This window comes from Pseudovibrio exalbescens DSM 16456, from assembly GCF_000422785.1.
Lineage (GTDB): Bacteria > Pseudomonadota > Alphaproteobacteria > Rhizobiales > Stappiaceae > Pseudovibrio > Pseudovibrio exalbescens.
This window is the reverse complement of the sequence record NZ_AUGS01000010.1, coordinates 42,327-61,129: the sequence shown is the minus strand read 5'-3', so window position 1 is coordinate 61,129 and position 18,803 is coordinate 42,327. Positions and strand designations below refer to the sequence as shown.

Sequence of the window (18,803 nt, the reverse complement as noted above, 5' to 3'; positions counted from 1 at the left end):
TTTTGTCCCCTATGAGACATACAGACACCGGCAGTGTGGATAGGTTGAACGCGCATTAACAAATCCGGGTACTTCGCCACACACCGAGAAGTCTTCAATCCTGAGTATTCTACATAGAGTGAGCCTCTTGGCTACCCAAGGCAATCCAGATCCGATCTCAGGACCGGTTGGCTGTCGGATTGCCAGTTCCCCTCAACTCCAGGAACCGGAACGTATGATCAGTTGCCCGTGCGGTGTTGAGCCACGCGAAAGCAATAATAAACAGGGTCGGAACAAGCAGTTCCCCCACCTCTTCAAAGGAAAGCAAAGCTGCAGCAAGATCGGGTTGGATATGGACGCCGAACTTCACTCTCAAAATCGAGGGCAGTCTGTCCGCCACTTTTGTCAGGCATAATAGAGCGCCGCCAACAACAACGACCTGCCCGAAGGCTGTCCGCCATCCACCGCGCAGGAAAACATGTCGGAAGATGCAAAAGGCCGCGATTAAAAGCATCCCGATCAAGACAAGGGCCGCCACACCAAACAGTAACTTCTCCGCGCCGAAGGAACCCTCTGTGTAATAGCGGATTTTCAGAAAGCTGTCGGAGGAAAAGGCTTTGTGCAAATCAGCCTCACGCGCCCCAAAGGCAAGAAAAGTAAGCATGATGGCCGTGCTTTGCTTGTCCAGTTTTGCCCTGTACCAAACCGCAAGAGCGGCCAGGATCCAAGCAAAGACACTCAGGCGCTCGACAGGTCCGCCCTCTTCAAGAATGCTTCCAAAAACCGTTGGCTTCAGAAAGGCCCCTACGGACAACGCACCTAACAAAACCGCCACCACACCGACAGCAACCAAGCCCCAGCGTACAATGGATCCAGCATTAACCAGAGTGGATCGGGGATATGGCGTCATACTCAATGTACCTTCGATTTCTTCTTGTTTTTCAGTTCGTGCCATTCAGGTGAGCGCCAGGAAGAGCATCCGCGGCGTTGGAATTCAACAACCAACACATGGCCCAAAAGGGACCACAGCGTATGGGAAACCCGACACAAACAACCCATGATTATTGACAGATCCCGAGCTTGAAGGCTCGTAACACAAGCACGCTTGCCTGTCTGTGCTGAACGACACAAATCTGTAACAAACGCCCAAATGCCGCATGAGGAAAGCCGAGATCTCAAAGAATTAAGTTGATTATATGTCTGCCCTGCCCAACCGTCGTTTGGCAGCAGCCACTCATTGGGAAAATGTGGCTAGAATTCGGGTTTGTGACGCAAATAATCTGCCGAATGGAACCACTCGGCAGATTTTTGGGAACGCTATCTGCCTGAGATCAGATTTTGAGGTTTAGTCCAAAATAGCTGTTGGCATTATGAAAGCAGATGTTCTGGACCATTGATCCGAGCAACTTCATATCGTGAGGCGCTTCCCCCTCTTCCACCCAGCGGCCCATCATCTGACAAAGAATGCGACGGAAATATTCGTGGCGGGTATAAGACAGGAAGGAACGGCTATCCGTGAGCATGCCTACGAAGCGGGACAAAAGGCCCAGTTGGCTGAGCTGCTCCATCTGACGCAACATGCCGTCTTTCTGGTCATTGAACCACCAGCCGGATCCAAACTGAATCTTCCCGGCAATCTCACCCCCTTGGAAACATCCTGCCAGGGTAGCCAGAACCTCGTTGTCCCGCGGGTTCAAGCAGTACAAAATTGTCTTGGGCAGCGCATCCTTTTCATCAAGCGCATTCAGCAGTCGAGCAAGCGGCTGCGCGATGAGACCATCATTGATGCTGTCAAATCCTGTATCGGGGCCCAAGGTGCGCATCATCCGATCTGAGTTATTGCGCAAGGCGCCAATATGGTACTGCTGTACCCATCCGCGGCGGGCATACTCCTGACCGAGGAACACCAAAACCGCAGTCTGCATGCGGTCCGCATCCTGTGAAGACACGAAAGTCCCATTCAGACGTGTCTTCAGGATCATATCCAGCTCTGTCTCCGAGGAATCTTCAAAGACCACGACATCAAGCGCATGATCAGAAACACAACAACCACGCGCTTCAAAAAAGTCGAGGCGCTTAACCAAGGCATCGCAAAGATCAGCAAAGGAACGGATTTCAATACCAGAGACTTCGGAGAGTTTCGCAACGTAGTCAACATAGCCCGGAGCATTGACCAGGAATGCCTTATCCGGACGCCAACTGGGGCGAACCTCTACTGTAAAACCCTTGTCTTCTGAGACCTTCTGGTGGGCTGCAAGATCATCTAGGGGATCGTCGGTTGTGCCCACCATACGCACATTCATCTTCTGCAGGATCGAGCGCGCAGAGAACTCTGGCGTTGCGAGCATTTCATTGGCCCGGTTCCAAACATCCTCGGCAGTATCCGGATTGAGCACCACATCATCAATGCCAAACGGGCGACGCAGCTCGAGATGGGTCCAATGATAGAGCGGGTTACCCAAGGTGTGAGGGACAGTTTCCGCCCACTTCAGGAATTTTTCCTTGTCTGAGACAGTACCAGTGCAATAGCGCTCTGGCACACCGTTCGTCCTCATGGCGCGCCACTTGTAGTGATCACCCTTCAGCCAGATTTCACCGAGATTTGCGAACTGGTAGTCATCGGCAATCTGGTGCGGTGGCAGATGGCAATGGTAATCGATGATCGGCATATCCTTGGCGTAGTCGTGATAAAGCTCACGGGCGACGGCCGAATGGAGCAGAAAGTCTTCTGTCAGAAAGCTACTCATTATTGGTCTCTTGATCACATTGGGAAACGGAAGGAAAGGGGCGAAGCTAGCTTCAGCCCCTTAGGGCGAGCAGGGTTCACTGGCGCTCACACCAATCAGTCAGACGGTTCAGTGAAAACGCCTCTGCGGTAAGGAAACGGTAGCCGTTGGCCACCTCAGCAATCAGCTCTTCATCCGCCATGCTTTGACCCCAGATGCACTCATCACCAAGAAAGGCCCCAACCAATGCCTCGACGTCACCCTCACCTTTCAGCTGAGCAATCTTGTTCATGCGCTGAACTACATCCTTGGCGTCGCGAGGAGGCAACTCTTCAGCCCCTGGGAAGTCGCCAATATAAAACGCAAGCCAAGCCGCAAGCGACAAAGACATCAGCTTTGGCGGAACACCTGTGGCAGCCCAGTGTTTTTTTAAGCGCGGCAGGTTGCGGGTATGAAACTTGGCAAGGCCGTTGAGAGAAATGTCGTACCAACGGTGTTGGATGAATGGATTGGCGAAGCGGCGCAGAACTTCCTCAGCAAACACTTTCAACTCGTCCTGTGGCAGCGACAGATGCGGCATGATCTCGGTCTGTATCAAGGCATCGAGGAACGCTCGGGCAGGTGCATTGTCCATTGCTTCACGCACCGTTTCCACGCCAGCGAGTAATGCTAGAGGGCAAAGTGCAGTGTGGGCACCGTTGAGTATCGCAACCTTGCGCTCCTTATATCCTTCCGCGTTTTCTGTGATGATGGTACCGGCATCCTTTTCAGCCAACGGCAGCACCAACTCAGGCTGATCTTGGCGCTTCTCGATCACCAGGAAGTGGAAGAGTTCTGCTGTTACCATGAGTGGATCGTGGTAACCGAGCTCCATTTCGATAGATTCCGCCTCATCTCGCGGATACCCCGGAACGATGCGATCGACCATAGTATTGTAGAATGCACACTTGGTCTTGACCCACCCTTGAAAGTCGATCGACAGCTCCCAATCCTGAGCATGTTGCAGCACTATCTTTTCGAGCGTGTCCCCATTCTTGTCGATAAGCTCACAGGGCAGGAACTGCAGACCTGGTGCCTCATCGCGACCACAGGTGGAATAGCGCTCCATGAGAAGGCGGGTAACCTTCGCTGGGAATGAGGCTGGCGGTGCATCATTGGCCTGACATTCGCCATTGTAAGTGATGCCCGCCTCCGTGGTATTGGAGACTACGGCAACGAAGTTAGGTTCACGTGCAAGCGCCAGTGTGTCTTCCCAATCAGAAACGGCAGAGATTTCACGGCGAATTGCGGCAATCGCGCGGGCTTCTGATACGGCGGAACCGTCCGCACCAACACCTCGTGACAAGACAGTATACACACCACCTGAATCATTGAGGGAATGCGGGATCCCGCCATCAATTGGGCGCACAATCACAACACCGTAATCCGCTCCAACTTCCTCATTCATGCGATCAATCTTCCAATCGATGAATGCACGCAGAAAGTTGCCTTCACCAAATTGAATTACGCGCTCAGTCGGGCGAGGGCGTCCATTCAACGCGCCAGCAGAAATTCGTTCCATGGCAAATTTTCCTTCGGAATACTGATTAGTAGAGGGACTAGAGCGTGACGCCAGACTTGAAGATCACCACATCCTGATTGCGGCTGATTTCGTTTCTTGTCTTTTCGCCATTGGCAACGCGTATCAGGTAGGCGACGAAGTCATCGCACAACGCATCCATGTCAGTCTCTTGATCGACCAGAGACCCTGCAGAAAAGTCGATCCAGTGTTTCTTCTTGTCCGCAAGTGCAGTGTTGGAGGCTACCTTTACCGTTGGCACCACCGACCCCATTGGATTGCCCCGGCCGGTGGTAAACAGCACCATGTGACAACCGCTGGCCGCCAACGCGGTGATAGCCGTTCCATCATTGCCTGGCGATTCAAACAAGGTGAGGCCACGCTTTTCGATACGTTCCTTGTAGCGCTTGACATCGCGCACGATAGCCGTACCCGCCTTTTGGGTGCAGCCGAGTGACTTTTCTTCCAGTGTAGTGATGCCGCCTTGCTTGTTGCCCGGAGACGGGTTCTCATAGATTGGCTGGTCGTGATCCACGTAATACTGCTTGAAATCATTGATAAGCTTGACGATATCGCCAAAAACACCCTGGTTTTCAGCACGTGCCATTAGGATGCGCTCCGCGCCGAACATTTCCGGTACTTCAGTCAGCACGGTCGCCCCACCCCGAGCACACAACCAGTCCGAAAATGCGCCAAGAAGCGGATTTGCTGTAATCCCGGAGAACCCATCGGATCCACCGCATTTCAAACCGACGCGCAAGCGGTCTATGCCCACAAGTTCACGCCTGTCATTCTGCATTTGTGCTGATAAATGTTCGAGATGCTCCAGCGCAGCTTCTTCTTCGTTCATGAAAGCCTGCGCAACCATGAAGCGTACACGCTCGGGATCAGGTACTTTCAAGCCATCGACAAAGCTTTCCAAGGTATTGTTTTCGCAGCCAAGTCCCATCACCAGAACGCCGCCTGCATTCGGATGTACAACCAGATTCCGAAGTATGGCGCGCGTGTTCTCCAGGTCATCGCCGAGTTGCGAACAACCATAGGGATGCGAAAGAACTGTTATCTGAGACCCTTCCGGTAGCTTACCCGAAGCCTCGAACTGACGGGCCACGTTGTTCGCGATGCCATTCACACATCCGACAAGGGGCACAATCCAGATGTCATTGCGTATACCGATGTCGCCATCGGCACGAACGAAAGCCTGAATCTGGGGCACGTTGACGATAGGGGCGTTCTCCTCCGGGGCACCTGCATAACTGTAAACCTCATCCGTCCCCAATCCTGTTCGCAGATTGTGAGAATGAACGAGACTCCCGGCTGCAATAGCCTGTGTCGACTTGCCAATGGAACTGCCATACTTGATGACATCTTCACCCATGGCGATATCCCGCAATGCAAACTTGTGGCCTGTCAGGATATCTTCTTTCAGCTCAACCCCCGCAAGGCTCTGGCCCGCCGTAAGGTCCTGCAGTGCAACCCCAACACTGTCAGAGCTATGGATCTTAAGGTACGTCTTCATGTGTTATCCTCACAGCCATGATCCGGGGTTTCCGGCAGCAACAATGCTGCCGGATTGTCCAGCTACAGATTTCAATTTGAATTGTTCAGTACATACCAAATAGTTTCGGTAGGAATAGAGACAGTTCGGGGAAGTATATAATCGCACCCAAAGAGAACAGAAGGGCTACGAACAATGGAAGCATTGGTTTTATTACATTATGAAGCTTCACACCGGAGACAGTACAGCCAATAAACAATGCGCTACCCACCGGTGGCGTACATAGTCCGATACATAGATTGGCGACCAGCATAATGCCGAAGTGAACAGGATCAATGCCGATATTTTTCACGATCGGAAGAAAAATTGGAGTAAAAATCAACACCGCTGGTGTCATGTCCATGAACACGCCAACCACTAGCAAAATGACATTGATTATTAAAAGAATTACCAGCGGGTTCTCAGAGATGGCCAACAACGCATCGGTCAACATGTAAGGTATATCGGCGCGGGTCATAACCCAAGACATGCCAATCGAGATTGCGATCAGGATCATAACAATTGATGTTGTAACCACAGAATTGAGCAGGATCTTCGGCAAATCCAGAATCTTCACTTCGCGATACACAACAACTGAAAGAAAAAAGGCGTAGACAACAGCAATTGCCGAAGCCTCAGTCGCTGTAAACACGCCACCAAGGATGCCACCCATCACAATTATTACAAGAAAGAGGCTAGGAATTGCGTCCCAAGTGACTTTCAAGGCAAATGCCAAAGATGGCTTGGGCTCGGTGGGATAGTTTCTACGTTTTGCGATAACCCCTGCGACAACCATGAGACTGAGCCCCATGAGGATTCCAGGTAAATACCCAGCCATGAACAAAGTGGCAACAGAAATACCACCAGCCGTCAAAGCATATATAATTAGCACATTTGATGGCGGTATCAGCAGCCCGGTAATGCATGAGGTAACGTTGACCGCAGCAGAGTAAGCAGGTTCATAACCAGCTTCTTTCTGCAGGGGCGCCATGGTTCCACCGACAGCCGCCGCTGAAGCGGTTGCGGAACCCGATATCGATCCAAACAGCATATTGGCCATGACATTCACGTGGGCCAGAGACCCCGGCAGTGAGCCGACAATCAACTGAGAAAAGTTAATCAGACGGCGCGCAATACCGCCGCTATTCATCAAAACGCCGGCCAAAATGAAGAATGGGATCGCAAGCAGAGCAAAGCTATCAAGGCCAGCGACCATTTTCTGGCTTACAATAGCCAGTATCACCTCCAAAGGCATCATCATCATGCCGGACAGGATGGCAGACACGCCTAGAGAAAAGGCGATGGGAACTCCAGAAAAGACCAGAAGGAAAAAGGACCCGAATAATACGAGTGGAACATAGGCTTCCATCAACAGGCCTCCTTCCGATTCTTCCTGAAATCACCAAGACCCGAAACTGCATAGTTTAGTGAGTACACCACAATAAACAGACCACTCAGAGGCAGAACAGCATAGACGTATTCCATTGGAAGCTGCATAGCTGGTGAGACTTGGCCTGTTACATAGATTTTGTGAACCAGACGAGCACCACCAAAGACCATCGCTGATGCGGCAAAGGCACAGACGATACAGTTGGTATAAATGGTGCACAAAGCACGACTTCTACCTGACAGGGCAGCTGTAAACAAATCTATCGACAAATGCTTTTGGGCGCCTACACAGTAGGCGGCCCCTAAAAGACCGACCCAAATCATCGAAAATCTGGCGACCTCATCAGTAAATGTACTTGGAGCATTCAAAACATATCGGCTAAAGACCTGCCAAACTACACACACCAGAAGTAGAACCATCACAAGAACACTAAAGGTGGCTAAGGTGCGATCTATGTATTTTTTGATTGTATTTGCTAACATCTAAGGTAACCCGATCTCGAATTACGAGGGCTGCAAGAAGGTATCCTTCTTGCAGCACTGATATTATTTCCCGACAGACTCGATCCGCTCAATCCAAGCGGCTTTGCCAGGGTTCTTTGCTGCATCGTCATAAAGTGGCTGAAGCGCAGCACGGAACGTGGTTTTATCGACGTCGTAAAAGGTAGCTCCAGCTTCCATAGCCTTTTCACGATCCAGCTTGACCTGTTCGTCCCACAAAACCTGCTGATACTTTTCAGACATCTCCGCAGCTTCCATCAGAATATCTCGCTGCTCTTGATCCAAATTTTCCCAAGTCTGGGTCGCAATGACCAAGTAATCGGGAACAGAAGTATGCTGGTCCTGTGAGTAATGCTTTGCTACTTCAACGTGGCGTGTGTGATAGTAGGAAGGCTCGTTGTTTTCAGCGCCGTCAATAACACCCTGCTGCAATGCAGTATAAACCTCTCCGAACGGAATTGGCGCAGGGGCACCGCCAAGCAGCTCAATCATCCGGTTTGTTGTTGGCGTCGATACGACCCGGATCTTGAGACCCTCCATGTCAGCCGGAGACTTAATCGGCTTTTTCGCATAGAAGCTTCGCTCACCGGCGACATATCCAGCTATTGCAATGAAGCCCTTCTCTTCCGGCAGTTTCATCATCTCCCGACCAACATCGCCATACAGTACAGATCTAAAATGGTCAGAGTCGCGGAACAAATACGGCATACTGAAAACCGAGAACGCAGACTCAAATGGCTCCATTTCACTCGCCGACCCTTTGGTCATGTCCAGAGCACCCTGCTGCAACATTTCCAACGTTTCGCGAGGTCCGCCCATTTGACCGCCGGGATAGATCCGCAATTTCATTTGCCCGTCAGAAAGGTCGGCAAGGTCCTGTTTCATTTTCTCAAGCGTCTTCGCCACGACGTGGCTCGGGTCTAGGTTATGTGCCAAGCGCAAGGTCACGGCCTCTACGGCACTTGCCGAATACGCGGACAGTGCAAAGGGCACCGCAAGCGCGCATGTCAGGAATTTTTTAGTAAGATTCATTTGAGTTTCTCCCACAAACATAAGCAATGCAGATAATTAGTGCTCCGACAGCAGGCTTTACGCTCGCACCAATCTCGGAAAATACATCACCCCATTCGGCACAAGCTCAGCGTCGCGGGCAGATAATCACACTCAAATAATCACGCTTTCAATAGGTATTTCACTTAATATCCGCGCATTAAATGGCCCTGGCATTCATGTAAATGCCGCCTATCATTACACTTTACCCTTATTTATCAGATATATAGACACTCTCCTATATATCCCAAGCGCTTGTGGTAGCTCACCATTTATTTGTTATACCAATATATTTCGATCCTGTGGATATCCTGGAATTTCAACCAATCTGTCTCCAGTTCTGGTTTACGATCAACAAAACGCACACCACCAGAGACATCACAATCGACTGACTAAGCGACGACAATGAACAAAGACGAGATATTTCATCTATTGAGGAACGCAATCATATCCAACCAACTTGGCTGCGGTCAGGTTTTGGACAAAAACGTATTGGCCGGAATCTATGGGATGTCGGGCACCCCTATACGGGAAGTCTTTTTAAAACTTCAGGAAGAGCATTTCGTCGAAGTCGTGCCGGGCCGACCCACACGCGTTGCCCAAATAGATGTAAACCGTGTAAAAGATTATGCGTTCATGAGGGCGGCTTTGGAGGCCAGTGCAGTAGACGCCGTATGCGCCCATGGCCTATCAGAAGCAGACAAAGCACAGCTTGAAGACCTGATACACAAACAGGAGATGGAGCTTCAAAAGCCAGACAAGGAACGCTTTCAGCATTACGACGAGCTATTTCATAAAAAAATCATCGAGTTGAGCGGCCACCCAGAAATTTGGTCTTTTGTGTCTTTGTTCAACAGGTATTTGAGATGGGCCCACAACACAGCCACAGAAACGAGCATTGACCTCAAAAAAGCCATCTCGGACCACAAGTCAATTGTAAACTATTTACAACAGGATAGACGAACTCTCGCGCGAAACAGAATGCTGCAACACGTAAACAGGGTACACGAGCGACTTACCCGGCTCGTTTAGGCGAGCACAACTTGTCTGCTATTCTAAATAGCACCACTAGCTACAGGATCCTCATCATACATGTCGCCCAAGGCAGAAGACGCGTTATATAGCGCTTCCTTGGTACTTTCTATATGCGCCCACATTGCCTTGCGTGCTGAGGCAGGGTCGCGCGCAATCAGCGCATCCATGATCAACTGATGTTCTGCGCACCAGGAATTCAGGTCCTTTTCTTCAATGTGGCTGTGCAGGTTTTTCCAAAGTGGGTTTTCGGAACGTCCTTCCCACATCAACTGCACAAGTACAGCAAGCACACTGTTGCCAGTAGCTTCTGCCAAGCGGATATGGAAGTCGCGATCCCAGCTGGAATCGCGAGCGCGATCTTCGTGCTGCGCACGCAGTTGAATCGCCTCCAACTCCGCAATGTCCTCGTTGGTGATGTTCTTGGCCGCAAGTTCCACGATCATACACTCTACCATCTGCCTGGCCTGGAGCATCTCAAAGGGTCCAGCCTTCTCCATTTCGCTGAGAAGGAGGCGCAGCGCTGTTTCTGTGCGGCTGTTACCACTGTCCATTTGAATGGTATTGGTAGAAATTACCTGAATGCCGGAGCCCTTGCGTACAGACACAATGCCTTCGATTTCCAGCATGATAACGGCTTCGCGAACAACGGTCCGGCTAATACCAAAGTCCTGTGCGATGACGCGCTCGGGTGGAAGTTTGCTGCCAACCGGGTACTCGCCCTCCGCGATCTTGTTTTTCAGATCTTCTGCGATCGACTGATACAGGCGCCGCTGCGTCATTACCAATTCCTATACTCCAGACAATTTGATTTCACAGTACATATTGCCCCCCCAAAATCAATGCGCCAGATTATTCCTGCAGAACTAAAAAAACGTATCTTTACAAACACATCCTGCAAAATCTGGCTTTAAATAGCCCGGAACGATCCTTACTGCAGCAAGAATCCAAGCTCATTAAGCTGCTGATCTCAAACCCACTATTTGCCAATAAATTTAGCGGCCACCAACGACATTATGAAGCAAAACCTACCACAAGCAGCCCGCAGAATCGAAAATGGCACACAAATGCCACCCCAACTGGTATTCACGATCTGTGCACTGCGGTAGGACAAGCATTTTTCATACAACCTTAACATTCAACAGGCTTGAAAATGCAATTTTTGAAAACAGATGCTTCAGTCAACTCAACACACTAGCCCTGCCGAATGATGCTTTCGTATTATATATTTCCACTGGAGCGCGAAGTCGAATTTCAGAATAAATTGCCAACTTGGGGGTTGAAACCGAACCTCATATCTGCACTATAAGCAACCACAGGCGAAGCTATAATTCTTGAACACAGCAATGGCGCGAATTTCTGTTGCTAATGATCGTATTTCGCCATCTGTTACATTTTGCTTGCGACTTGAAACAGATAAATGATTTCTGAGAGTTGCAACACAACATAGTAGTGACTCGCCATCCTATTGGATTTACTTGAGTCACAGTCTTTACGCTTGCGGGCCAGTGCATTGCACCATCCACGGCCTGCCTGTTTGCGGTTTCCATCAAACCGCAACGAGAGCCGCCCAGGTTTCACTGGGCACCGCACGAACCAATAGCGGCACACAGTTTTCGGCTCTCGCACTCAGGCGCTCAACCACGTTTGCGCCGCTGAAAACGCAACTTGATCGTTTGATGTCATGACACGGCTTGCCGTCGTTGGAACATGACAACTTGTTTTTGGCCCAAGGCCACCAAAGGAGAGGAAGAGGGTATGTCGAAACAAAACCTAAGCAACGCGGAACTGACCATGCGAGATCAGGTTTACGGAGACAATCCTCTGGAAGATCGCGAAACCGATCACTACAAGAAAGAGTACATTTCAACTTTCGTTGACAAGTGGGACGAGCTCATTGACTGGGATGGCCGAGCAGAGAGCGAAGGCCAGTTTTTTATTGATATCTTGCGTGCCCGTGGCAAGGAACGAATTTTGGACGTTGCCTGTGGCACTGGCTTCCACTCCGTTCGATTGATGGAAAACGGCTTTGATGTCACCGCGGCAGATGGCTCTGCTGCCATGGTCGCGAAGGCGTTTAACAACGCACAGTCTCGGGGGCTGATCCTTAAAACAGTTCAAGCCGACTGGCGTTGGCTGAACCGCGACGTACACGGCAAATACGACGCGATTATCTGTCTGGGCAACTCATTCACGCATCTATATGAAGAAAGTGACCGCCGCAGAGCGCTTGCGGAATTCTATGCAGCTCTCAAGCATGACGGCGTCCTGATCCTTGACCAGCGGAACTATGATGCCATGCTGGATCGCGGCTTCACCACAAAACACAAATATTACTATTGCGGTGAACAGGTGACCGCAGAACCTGATCACGTCGATGAAGGTCTTCTGCGAATGCGCTACTCCTTCCCGGATGGGTCGGAATATACGCTCAACATGTGTCCGATCCGGAAAAATTACCTTCGCCGTCTGCTGTCTGAAGCTGGTTTTGAACGCGTACGGACCTACGGCGACTTCCAGGAAACGTACGCTGAGGATGATCCTGACTTTTTCATTCACGTTGCGGAAAAAAGCGCGCTTCATCTGGTTCGTTGGGGCGGAACAGTCGCAGAGGGTCAAGAAGACATTCGCGACTACACGGAAGACTATTATGACAGCGACGACGCGGCCGTGTTCTATTCCACCATTTGGGGCGGAGAAGACCTGCACGTCGGTCTTTATGACACCACGCAGGATATCCGCAGTGCAAGCGACCTGACCATCGACCGGATGATCGACACGCTGCCGCCGCTCACCAAGGATAGCCATGTGCTGGACATGGGTGCAGGATTTGGCGGTGCCATGCGCCGCCTGGTCAAGAAGACCGGCTGTCAGGCCACTTGCTTGAACATCTCCGAAACTCAAAACGAGTATAACCTGCAGAAGATCCGCCAGGCACGCCTGAACGATCGTATCAAGGTCAAGCACGGCGTATTCGAAGATGTGCCGTTTGAAGATGCCAGCTTTGATGTGGTCTGGAGCCAGGATGCATTCCTGCACTCTGATCAGCGCAACAAGGTGCTGGCTGAAGCCTTGCGGGTATTGAAGCCGGGTGGATCATTGATCTTCACAGACCCAATGCAGGCCGATGAGGTCAACGTCGAGAACCTTCAGCCGGTTTATGATCGCCTGCGTCTCAACAGCATGGGTTCCTTCCGGTTCTACCGTGAAGCGGCAGAAACCCTTGGCTTTGAAACGGTTGGTCTGGATGAAATGACCCACAACATGCGTGCTCACTACGCGCGGGTTAAGCAGGAGATCGAGAAAAACTACGAGCTTCTGCGTGAAAAAGGCGCCTCAGCCGAGTATCTGGACAAAATGCTGGTTGGCATGGACCACTGGGTGAATGCCTGCGATAGCGGCAATCTGGCTTGGGGTATCTTGCATTTCCGCAAACGGGCCTAAGTGATCTGATAAGAACGCCAAAAGGCGGCGCGGGTTTCTCGCGCCGCCTTTCTTATTTTGTCCGATCGTTCCGACAAGTACCCTTTGGCGAACACCGCCAAGCTGGCGCACGAGACACACATTCCTGCCATTTGCAACTCGCCGGGAAACCAATCAACTGTTCTTCAGCAAAATCAATGCTGTATTTTCAGCCAAAACAGTAAGTGACCCAGAGCATCAAGTGATGATAGCAGTCATTCAAACCATTGCAGCGTCTGTCCCTCAAGGCCGACCTCTGCACATTCCCTAGCTTTGGGCGTCCGCCGACAGTTCATCAGGCTCGCTGACTTCAGGCACCAAATCCTGATCCGCCTCTTCCGTCGGTTGATGAGTAAAGCCCTTGATGCTGGCAAACTCGCGCGCATCACGTGCGATCTCGACCGGGCTAAGTGCATAGCAAACGCACAGTTCCGCAAGAGAACGCAGTGCATGCATGTGAATGCGCTCATAGCCGTGACTCGCATCCACACCGAACGTTGCCAGCGCCGTACGAACGTCAGCACCAGCCTCCACAGCCGACGCTGCATCAGACCTGTAGAACCGGAAAATGTCCTTGCGCACCTTGATGTTGTACTCCTTACACAGGTGTACAAGCTTTTGGGTCAGATGGTAATCGAAGGGCCCTGTCTGGTCCGCCATGGACATGGTCACACCAAACTCATCTGAGTTCTGGCCTGGTGCTGTCGTCCCATTATCAATGGCCACCAGAGATGCAATTTCAGGCGTCAGAATGGATGTCGCCCCATGGCCAATTTCTTCGGCAATCGTGAAGAGCCAGTAGACATCCACGGTCGGCTTGCGCCCGCTATCCACCAGCGCCTTCATGGAGGCCAGCATCAATGCCACACCGGCCTTGTTATCCAGATGCCGGGAGACAATGTAGCCATTGTCCAAAAACTCCGGCTGCGGATGAAAGGCAACAAAGTCCCCGATTTCAATGCCAAGCTTTTCCAGATCCCCCGCCGTTTTGGCGTACGCATCCACCCGCAACTCCACATAGTCCCAGCCCACCGGCATATCATCAACGCCGTTGTTGTACGTGTGACCGGACGCCTTGAGTGGCAACACGGTACCGGAGTAGGCACCGCGTTCACTGAAAAGAATGACCCGACCACCTTCCGCGAACCGCGCAGACCAGTGACCAATGGGAACCAGTTCAAGCCGCCCATTATCCTTCAAGGACTTGACCTGGGCGCCAAGGGTATCGAGATGCGAAACCATCGCACGGGCCGGCTTGCTCGCCTCACCCTTGATCCGCGCTCGGATCGCACCGCGCCGAGTCAGCTGGTAAGGAACGCCCATGCGATCCATTTCCTTGCAAACCCGATGGGCGATTTCATCGGTGTAGCCCGTCGGACTCGGGCACCTCAATAATTCTTCAAGGATGTCTCGCAGGTAATCGAGATCAATCACTGGCAACTCGTTCACGTATCCCCCGTCTGATGCGTTGTTTCCATCTGAGTTTTGGTCAAAGGAAACAAAAAGTCGATGAATTTTTCAGCCGTGGGTTGTGGTTCGTGATTGGCAAGGCCGGGTCGCTCGTTCGCCTCGATGAAACGATACTCCGGCTCTCGGACGGATTTCACCATTAGATCAATGCCCGTAACAGGGATCCCGATTGCCTTGGCAGCGTTGATCGCCGCATTGATGAGCTCACGGTTGGTTTCACCCGTAACATCGTGAATGGTGCCGCCAGTATGAAGATTGGCCGTTTTGCGCACATAGAGCCGCTGACCTTCAGCCAACACACTGTCGAGCTCATAGCCCGCTGCGGACAGACAGCGTTCTGTTTCGCCATCAACTTCAATCATCGACTCGCCGCCTGTTGCGGCTGCACGGCGGCGCGACTGAGCTGCGATCAGATCCCGAATTGAGGACTGCCCATCTCCCGTTACCTCGGCCGGGCGGCGTACAGCGGCAGCGACAACCTTGTAGTCAATCACGATTAATCGGAGATCTTCGCCCTCAACGAACTCCTCAATCAACACTTCCGAGCAGTAGGTCTTTGCTTGCGCAATCGCCGAACGCACCTCTTCAAGCGTTGTCAGGCCCACCGAAACGCCTTTTCCTTGCTCACCGCGTGCAGGCTTGACCACCACAGCGCCGTGTTTTTCAAGAAACGCTTCAATGGAGCTGTCATCCTCCGTTTCCAACTGCGATGGCACTTTCACACCAGCTTGTTCCACAAGCCGCCGGGTGACCGTCTTGTCATCACAAATCGACATGGCAACGGCACTGGTCAACTCGCTCAAGGACTCTCGACAACGGATGCTGCGCCCTCCATGGGACAGCCGAAAAAAGCCGCCTTCAGCATCAATGATTTCCGTATGAATGCCGCGTCGCCTTGCTTCATTGACGATGATGGTTCCATAAGGGTTCAGTTCCTGTTCCTGCCCTTTGCCAACAAACAGCGCTTCGTTGATGGAGTTTTTATGCTTCACCGTGAAAAACGGAACGCGGGTGAAACCGAGCTTCTCATAGAGCGAAATGGCCTGTTCATTGTCATGCATGACGGACAGGTCCATGTGCGGATTGCCCCGCGCCTGAAACAGCTCTGCAAGACGGCGCACCAATGCTTCGCCCACACCGGCAGGCTTGGCTTGTGGTGACACTGCCAAACACCACAAGGATGATCCCAAATCGGCGCCCTTGGTGGCGCGATTATGATCCACACCCATGGCCGTACCGATGATGTCGCCGGTATCGTCATCTTCAGCAACCAGAACGGCCAATACCTTCGGGTCCATCTTGTCCCAAAAGAAATCTGGCGGAATGGGCACCATCTTGCGCGTGGCATACAGCGTGTTCAACGCCTCAGCATCCTCTCGCGAGGACAAACGACGGATCGTGAACCCCTTGCGCCGACTGCGCCGTGTCCGATAGGTGGACAGCATCAGCCTGTAAGTGTGAGACGGATCGAGAAACAGCTCCTGCGGCGCGGAGGCAATCAGAACATGTGGATCGCGCACATAAAAAGCCACATCACGCCGGTCCTGTTTTTCCTGCCGGATGGTCTCCAGCAGGGCTTCCGCATCATAAAACGTGCTACCGAGGATCAGGCGCCCCCAGCCACAATTGACGAACACATTCTCCGTGGCCGGTTCTTCATCCTCACGCAACTCATGAGGCAACGCATTCCCGCGCATACGGCGCAAGCGATGATCATAAGCAGCTTTGGGACGGTGATTGACCGGATCAGCCATGGGCTTACACCTCCTGTGCCTGCAACCACATCTCCAGAAGTGCAACCTGCCACAGTTCCGAGCCACGCAGCTTGGTAATGTGCTCGCTCGGATTTTCGAAAAGCGCAGTCAAATAACTCTGATTGAACAACCCACGCTCCTTGGCAGCCTTGCTGGACAGCGCATCCTGAACCATTTCCAGATATGTTCCTTCAAGATACTTCAGAGCAGGAACAGGGAAATAGCCCTTTGGTCGATCAATGACTTCATTGGGTACCACGAGACGGGCCGCTTCTTTCAATACACCCTTGCCCTCATGGGCCAACTTGTGGCGTGAAGGGATGCGGTTCGCCAACTCGACAAGTTCATGGTCAAGGAACGGCACCCGGGCTTCAAGACTCCAGGCCATGGTATGACTGTCAACACGCTTCACCGGATCATCAACCAACATGACGTTGGTATCAAGACGCAGCGCCTTGTCGACCGGGTCAGTGGCCCCGGACATGGCGAAGTGCTGTTCTACGAAGGCGCGACTTTTATCCTCGCTGGTCCAGTACTCAGGCGCAATGTGCTCACGCATCTGGTCAAAACTGCGATCAAAGAAGGCATCCATGTAGGCATCGACCGGGTTGTTGGCACCCTGCATTTTTGGATACCAGTGGTATCCGCCGAACACTTCATCCGCTCCCTGCCCGGATTGAACAACGCGAATGTGCTTGGACACCTCGCGGGACAGCAGATAAAAGCCAATGTTGTCGTAAGACACCATGGGCTCCGACATAGCGGCGATCGCGCCCGGCAAGTGCTTTTGCATCTCGCTGGATTCGATGAAGATTTTAGTATGGTCCGTGCCATAGTGTTGCGCGATCATGTCGGAGTAGACAAACTCGTCACCGCGTTCACCATTCGCCGCTTCGAAGCCAATGGAAAAGGTTCCAAGGCCCTTCTGACCCTGCTCGGCAAGCAAGCCGACGATCATGCTCGAATCGACACCGCCTGAAAGCAAAACACCCACCGGCACATCCGCCACCATGCGGCGCTGAACAGCGGTGCGCATGGAATCGAGCACCATATCGCGCCATTCTTCCATGCTGCGGGCTTCATCTTCAGCAGAGCGCTCGAAGCTTGGACGCCAGTAGGTCCAATCTTTGTAGGTGCCATCGACCTTGTAGGTGCGCACCGTGGCTGCCGGTAGTTTCCGCACCCCGTTCAGGATCGTACGCGGTGCCGGTACGACGGCGTGCCAGCTCATATAGTGGTTCAAGGCAACACGATCAATATTCGTATCGACATCGCCTCCCGCAAGCAGCGCAGGCAAAGTCGAGGCAAACCCCACACGCCCGTCTTTTTCTGAATAGTAGAGCGGCTTGATGCCAAACCGATCGCGGACAAGATGAACGGTGCCGCTTTCGTGTTCGTGAATGGCAAAAGCAAACATTCCAAGAAACTTCTCAACTGCGGACGGGCCCCATTCTGCCCACGACTTGAGGATGACCTCTGTGTCCGAGTTCGAGAAAAACCGGTAGCCCTTCGCGGCCAGTTCACCGCGCAGTTCCTTGTAGTTGTAAATGCAGCCATTGAATACCAGCGTCAGGCCCAGATCCGGATCCTGCATCGGCTGGGTGCCACGCTCGCTCAGATCAATAATGGTGAGACGGCGATGGCCAAAGGAGACACGGCCACGAGTGACCACGCCCATGGCGTCTGGCCCTCTGGCAGTCATTTGGCGAGCCATGCGTTCCACACGTGCTGTATTGGCAACATCGTTCCCGAATACAAACTCTCCACAAATACCGCACATAGCGATCCGTACCTCCAGATATTGACATTGACCGCCTTTTCATAGAGCCCTAATGATTAGAGGTCAAATTATTGGAATTCAAACCATGGAAAACGACCATTCCGCCCGCATCTTTAAATCGATCCGACGCATTGTTCGGGCCATCGATCTGCGCTCACGCGAAGTCGCACGGGCCAGCGGCCTGACGATTCCGCAAATTGTTGTTTTGCAAGGCATAAACGAGCTTGGAGAAGTAACCACGAGTGCCTTGGCCAAACATGCAGACCTATCGTCTGCCACCATTGTGACGATTTTGGATGCGCTGGAAAAAAAAGGGTTGGTGGAGCGGTATCGCTCAGGCAAAGACCGGCGAATCGTTCACACACGATTGACTGAGGCAGGCGGTTCAGTCCTGCAAAGCGCCCCTGCTTTATTACATGAGGATTTCAAGCAGGCTCTGGCCCAAAAAACGCCCGATGATCAAGAAGCCATCAGCGCTGCGCTGGAACAGGTTGCGGAGATGATGAATGCGCACAAGCTGGACGCTTCAACCCTGCTGACGACCGCAACGATCCCCAAATGAAAG

At 52.1% G+C, this 18,803-nt stretch carries 14 protein-coding genes; 3 read left to right on the top strand and 11 right to left on the bottom strand.

Translation table 11 applies throughout. From position 1 onward, the window contains the following. Positions 1-157: 157 nt before the first annotated feature. From G512_RS0109330 to G512_RS0109300, 7 genes are all read right to left on the bottom strand, one after another. Complete coding sequence (locus G512_RS0109330) at positions 158-934, bottom strand: hypothetical protein (RefSeq protein WP_028481490.1); 777 nt, start codon at positions 932-934, stop codon at positions 158-160. 376 nt (positions 935-1,310) lie between these two features. After that, positions 1,311-2,726 carry a glucuronate isomerase gene (uxaC, locus tag G512_RS0109325; protein ID WP_028481489.1) on the bottom strand — a complete coding sequence of 472 codons (1,416 nt, stop codon included), beginning with the start codon at positions 2,724-2,726 and terminating at the stop codon, positions 1,311-1,313. Positions 2,727-2,802: 76 nt separating this feature from the next. Further along, on the bottom strand, positions 2,803-4,266 hold the full coding sequence (locus tag G512_RS0109320) for a tagaturonate reductase (protein WP_028481488.1): 1,464 nt from the start codon (positions 4,264-4,266) through the stop codon (positions 2,803-2,805). 37 nt (positions 4,267-4,303) lie between these two features. Further along, positions 4,304-5,782: a UxaA family hydrolase gene (locus tag G512_RS0109315; RefSeq protein WP_028481487.1), complete on the bottom strand. Its 1,479-nt coding sequence runs from the start codon at positions 5,780-5,782 to the stop codon at positions 4,304-4,306. Positions 5,783-5,867: 85 nt separating this feature from the next. Beyond that, entirely contained in the window at positions 5,868-7,169 is a 1,302-nt protein-coding gene (locus G512_RS0109310; RefSeq protein ID WP_028481486.1) for a TRAP transporter large permease, read from the bottom strand. Continuing rightward, positions 7,169-7,672 carry a TRAP transporter small permease gene (locus G512_RS0109305; RefSeq protein WP_028481485.1) on the bottom strand — a complete coding sequence of 168 codons (504 nt, stop codon included), beginning with the start codon at positions 7,670-7,672 and terminating at the stop codon, positions 7,169-7,171. The genes G512_RS0109310 and G512_RS0109305 overlap by 1 nt, the downstream gene beginning before the upstream one ends. A gap of 63 nt (positions 7,673-7,735) precedes the next feature. Continuing rightward, complete coding sequence (locus tag G512_RS0109300; protein WP_036489331.1) at positions 7,736-8,722, bottom strand: TRAP transporter substrate-binding protein; 987 nt, start codon at positions 8,720-8,722, stop codon at positions 7,736-7,738. 423 nt (positions 8,723-9,145) lie between these two features. On the opposite strand from G512_RS0109300, the gene G512_RS22080 reads away from it, so the two are divergent. Further along, positions 9,146-9,772, top strand: a complete 627-nt coding sequence (locus tag G512_RS22080; RefSeq protein ID WP_051269173.1) for a GntR family transcriptional regulator — start codon at positions 9,146-9,148, stop codon at positions 9,770-9,772. Positions 9,773-9,795: 23 nt separating this feature from the next. Here G512_RS22080 and G512_RS0109290 read toward each other — a convergent pair whose 3' ends face one another. Next, complete coding sequence (locus G512_RS0109290) at positions 9,796-10,554, bottom strand: FCD domain-containing protein (protein WP_036489271.1); 759 nt, start codon at positions 10,552-10,554, stop codon at positions 9,796-9,798. A gap of 976 nt (positions 10,555-11,530) precedes the next feature. Here G512_RS0109290 and G512_RS0109285 point away from each other — a divergent pair. After that, complete coding sequence (locus G512_RS0109285; RefSeq protein ID WP_028481482.1) at positions 11,531-13,216, top strand: glycine/sarcosine N-methyltransferase; 1,686 nt, start codon at positions 11,531-11,533, stop codon at positions 13,214-13,216. A gap of 285 nt (positions 13,217-13,501) precedes the next feature. On the opposite strand, the gene G512_RS0109280 is transcribed toward G512_RS0109285, so the two are convergent. The 3 genes from G512_RS0109280 to G512_RS0109270 are packed head-to-tail and all read right to left on the bottom strand — an operon-like array spanning position 13,502 to position 18,238. Further along, positions 13,502-14,674 (bottom strand): osmoprotectant NAGGN system M42 family peptidase, encoded by a 1,173-nt coding sequence (locus G512_RS0109280; RefSeq protein WP_028481481.1) that lies wholly within the window; start codon positions 14,672-14,674, stop codon positions 13,502-13,504. 5 nt (positions 14,675-14,679) lie between these two features. Further along, complete coding sequence (gene ngg / locus G512_RS20540) at positions 14,680-16,458, bottom strand: N-acetylglutaminylglutamine synthetase (protein ID WP_051269172.1); 1,779 nt, start codon at positions 16,456-16,458, stop codon at positions 14,680-14,682. Positions 16,459-16,462: 4 nt separating this feature from the next. After that, positions 16,463-18,238, bottom strand: coding sequence for an N-acetylglutaminylglutamine amidotransferase (locus G512_RS0109270; protein ID WP_028481480.1), 1,776 nt, complete (start codon positions 18,236-18,238; stop codon positions 16,463-16,465). 85 nt (positions 18,239-18,323) lie between these two features. On the opposite strand from G512_RS0109270, the gene G512_RS0109265 reads away from it, so the two are divergent. Continuing rightward, positions 18,324-18,800, top strand: a complete 477-nt coding sequence (locus tag G512_RS0109265) for a MarR family winged helix-turn-helix transcriptional regulator (protein WP_028481479.1) — start codon at positions 18,324-18,326, stop codon at positions 18,798-18,800. Positions 18,801-18,803 lie beyond the last annotated feature (3 nt).

What these genes read in the sequence shown, in the direction of transcription:
- G512_RS0109270 (WP_028481480.1), bottom strand. Translation starts at nt 18,238, where the DNA reads ATGTGCGGTATTTGTGGAGAGTTTGTATTCGGGAACGATGTTGCCAAT.
- ngg (WP_051269172.1), bottom strand. Translation starts at nt 16,458, where the DNA reads ATGGCTGATCCGGTCAATCACCGTCCCAAAGCTGCTTATGATCATCGC.
- G512_RS0109285 (WP_028481482.1), top strand. Translation starts at nt 11,531, where the DNA reads ATGTCGAAACAAAACCTAAGCAACGCGGAACTGACCATGCGAGATCAG.
- G512_RS0109265 (WP_028481479.1), top strand. Translation starts at nt 18,324, where the DNA reads ATGGAAAACGACCATTCCGCCCGCATCTTTAAATCGATCCGACGCATT.
- G512_RS0109330 (WP_028481490.1), bottom strand. Translation starts at nt 934, where the DNA reads ATGGCACGAACTGAAAAACAAGAAGAAATCGAAGGTACATTGAGTATG.
- G512_RS0109290 (WP_036489271.1), bottom strand. Translation starts at nt 10,554, where the DNA reads ATGACGCAGCGGCGCCTGTATCAGTCGATCGCAGAAGATCTGAAAAAC.
- G512_RS0109300 (WP_036489331.1), bottom strand. Translation starts at nt 8,722, where the DNA reads ATGAATCTTACTAAAAAATTCCTGACATGCGCGCTTGCGGTGCCCTTT.
- G512_RS0109310 (WP_028481486.1), bottom strand. Translation starts at nt 7,169, where the DNA reads ATGGAAGCCTATGTTCCACTCGTATTATTCGGGTCCTTTTTCCTTCTG.
- G512_RS22080 (WP_051269173.1), top strand. Translation starts at nt 9,146, where the DNA reads ATGAACAAAGACGAGATATTTCATCTATTGAGGAACGCAATCATATCC.
- G512_RS0109320 (WP_028481488.1), bottom strand. Translation starts at nt 4,266, where the DNA reads ATGGAACGAATTTCTGCTGGCGCGTTGAATGGACGCCCTCGCCCGACT.
- G512_RS0109315 (WP_028481487.1), bottom strand. Translation starts at nt 5,782, where the DNA reads ATGAAGACGTACCTTAAGATCCATAGCTCTGACAGTGTTGGGGTTGCA.
- G512_RS0109305 (WP_028481485.1), bottom strand. Translation starts at nt 7,672, where the DNA reads ATGTTAGCAAATACAATCAAAAAATACATAGATCGCACCTTAGCCACC.
- uxaC (WP_028481489.1), bottom strand. Translation starts at nt 2,726, where the DNA reads ATGAGTAGCTTTCTGACAGAAGACTTTCTGCTCCATTCGGCCGTCGCC.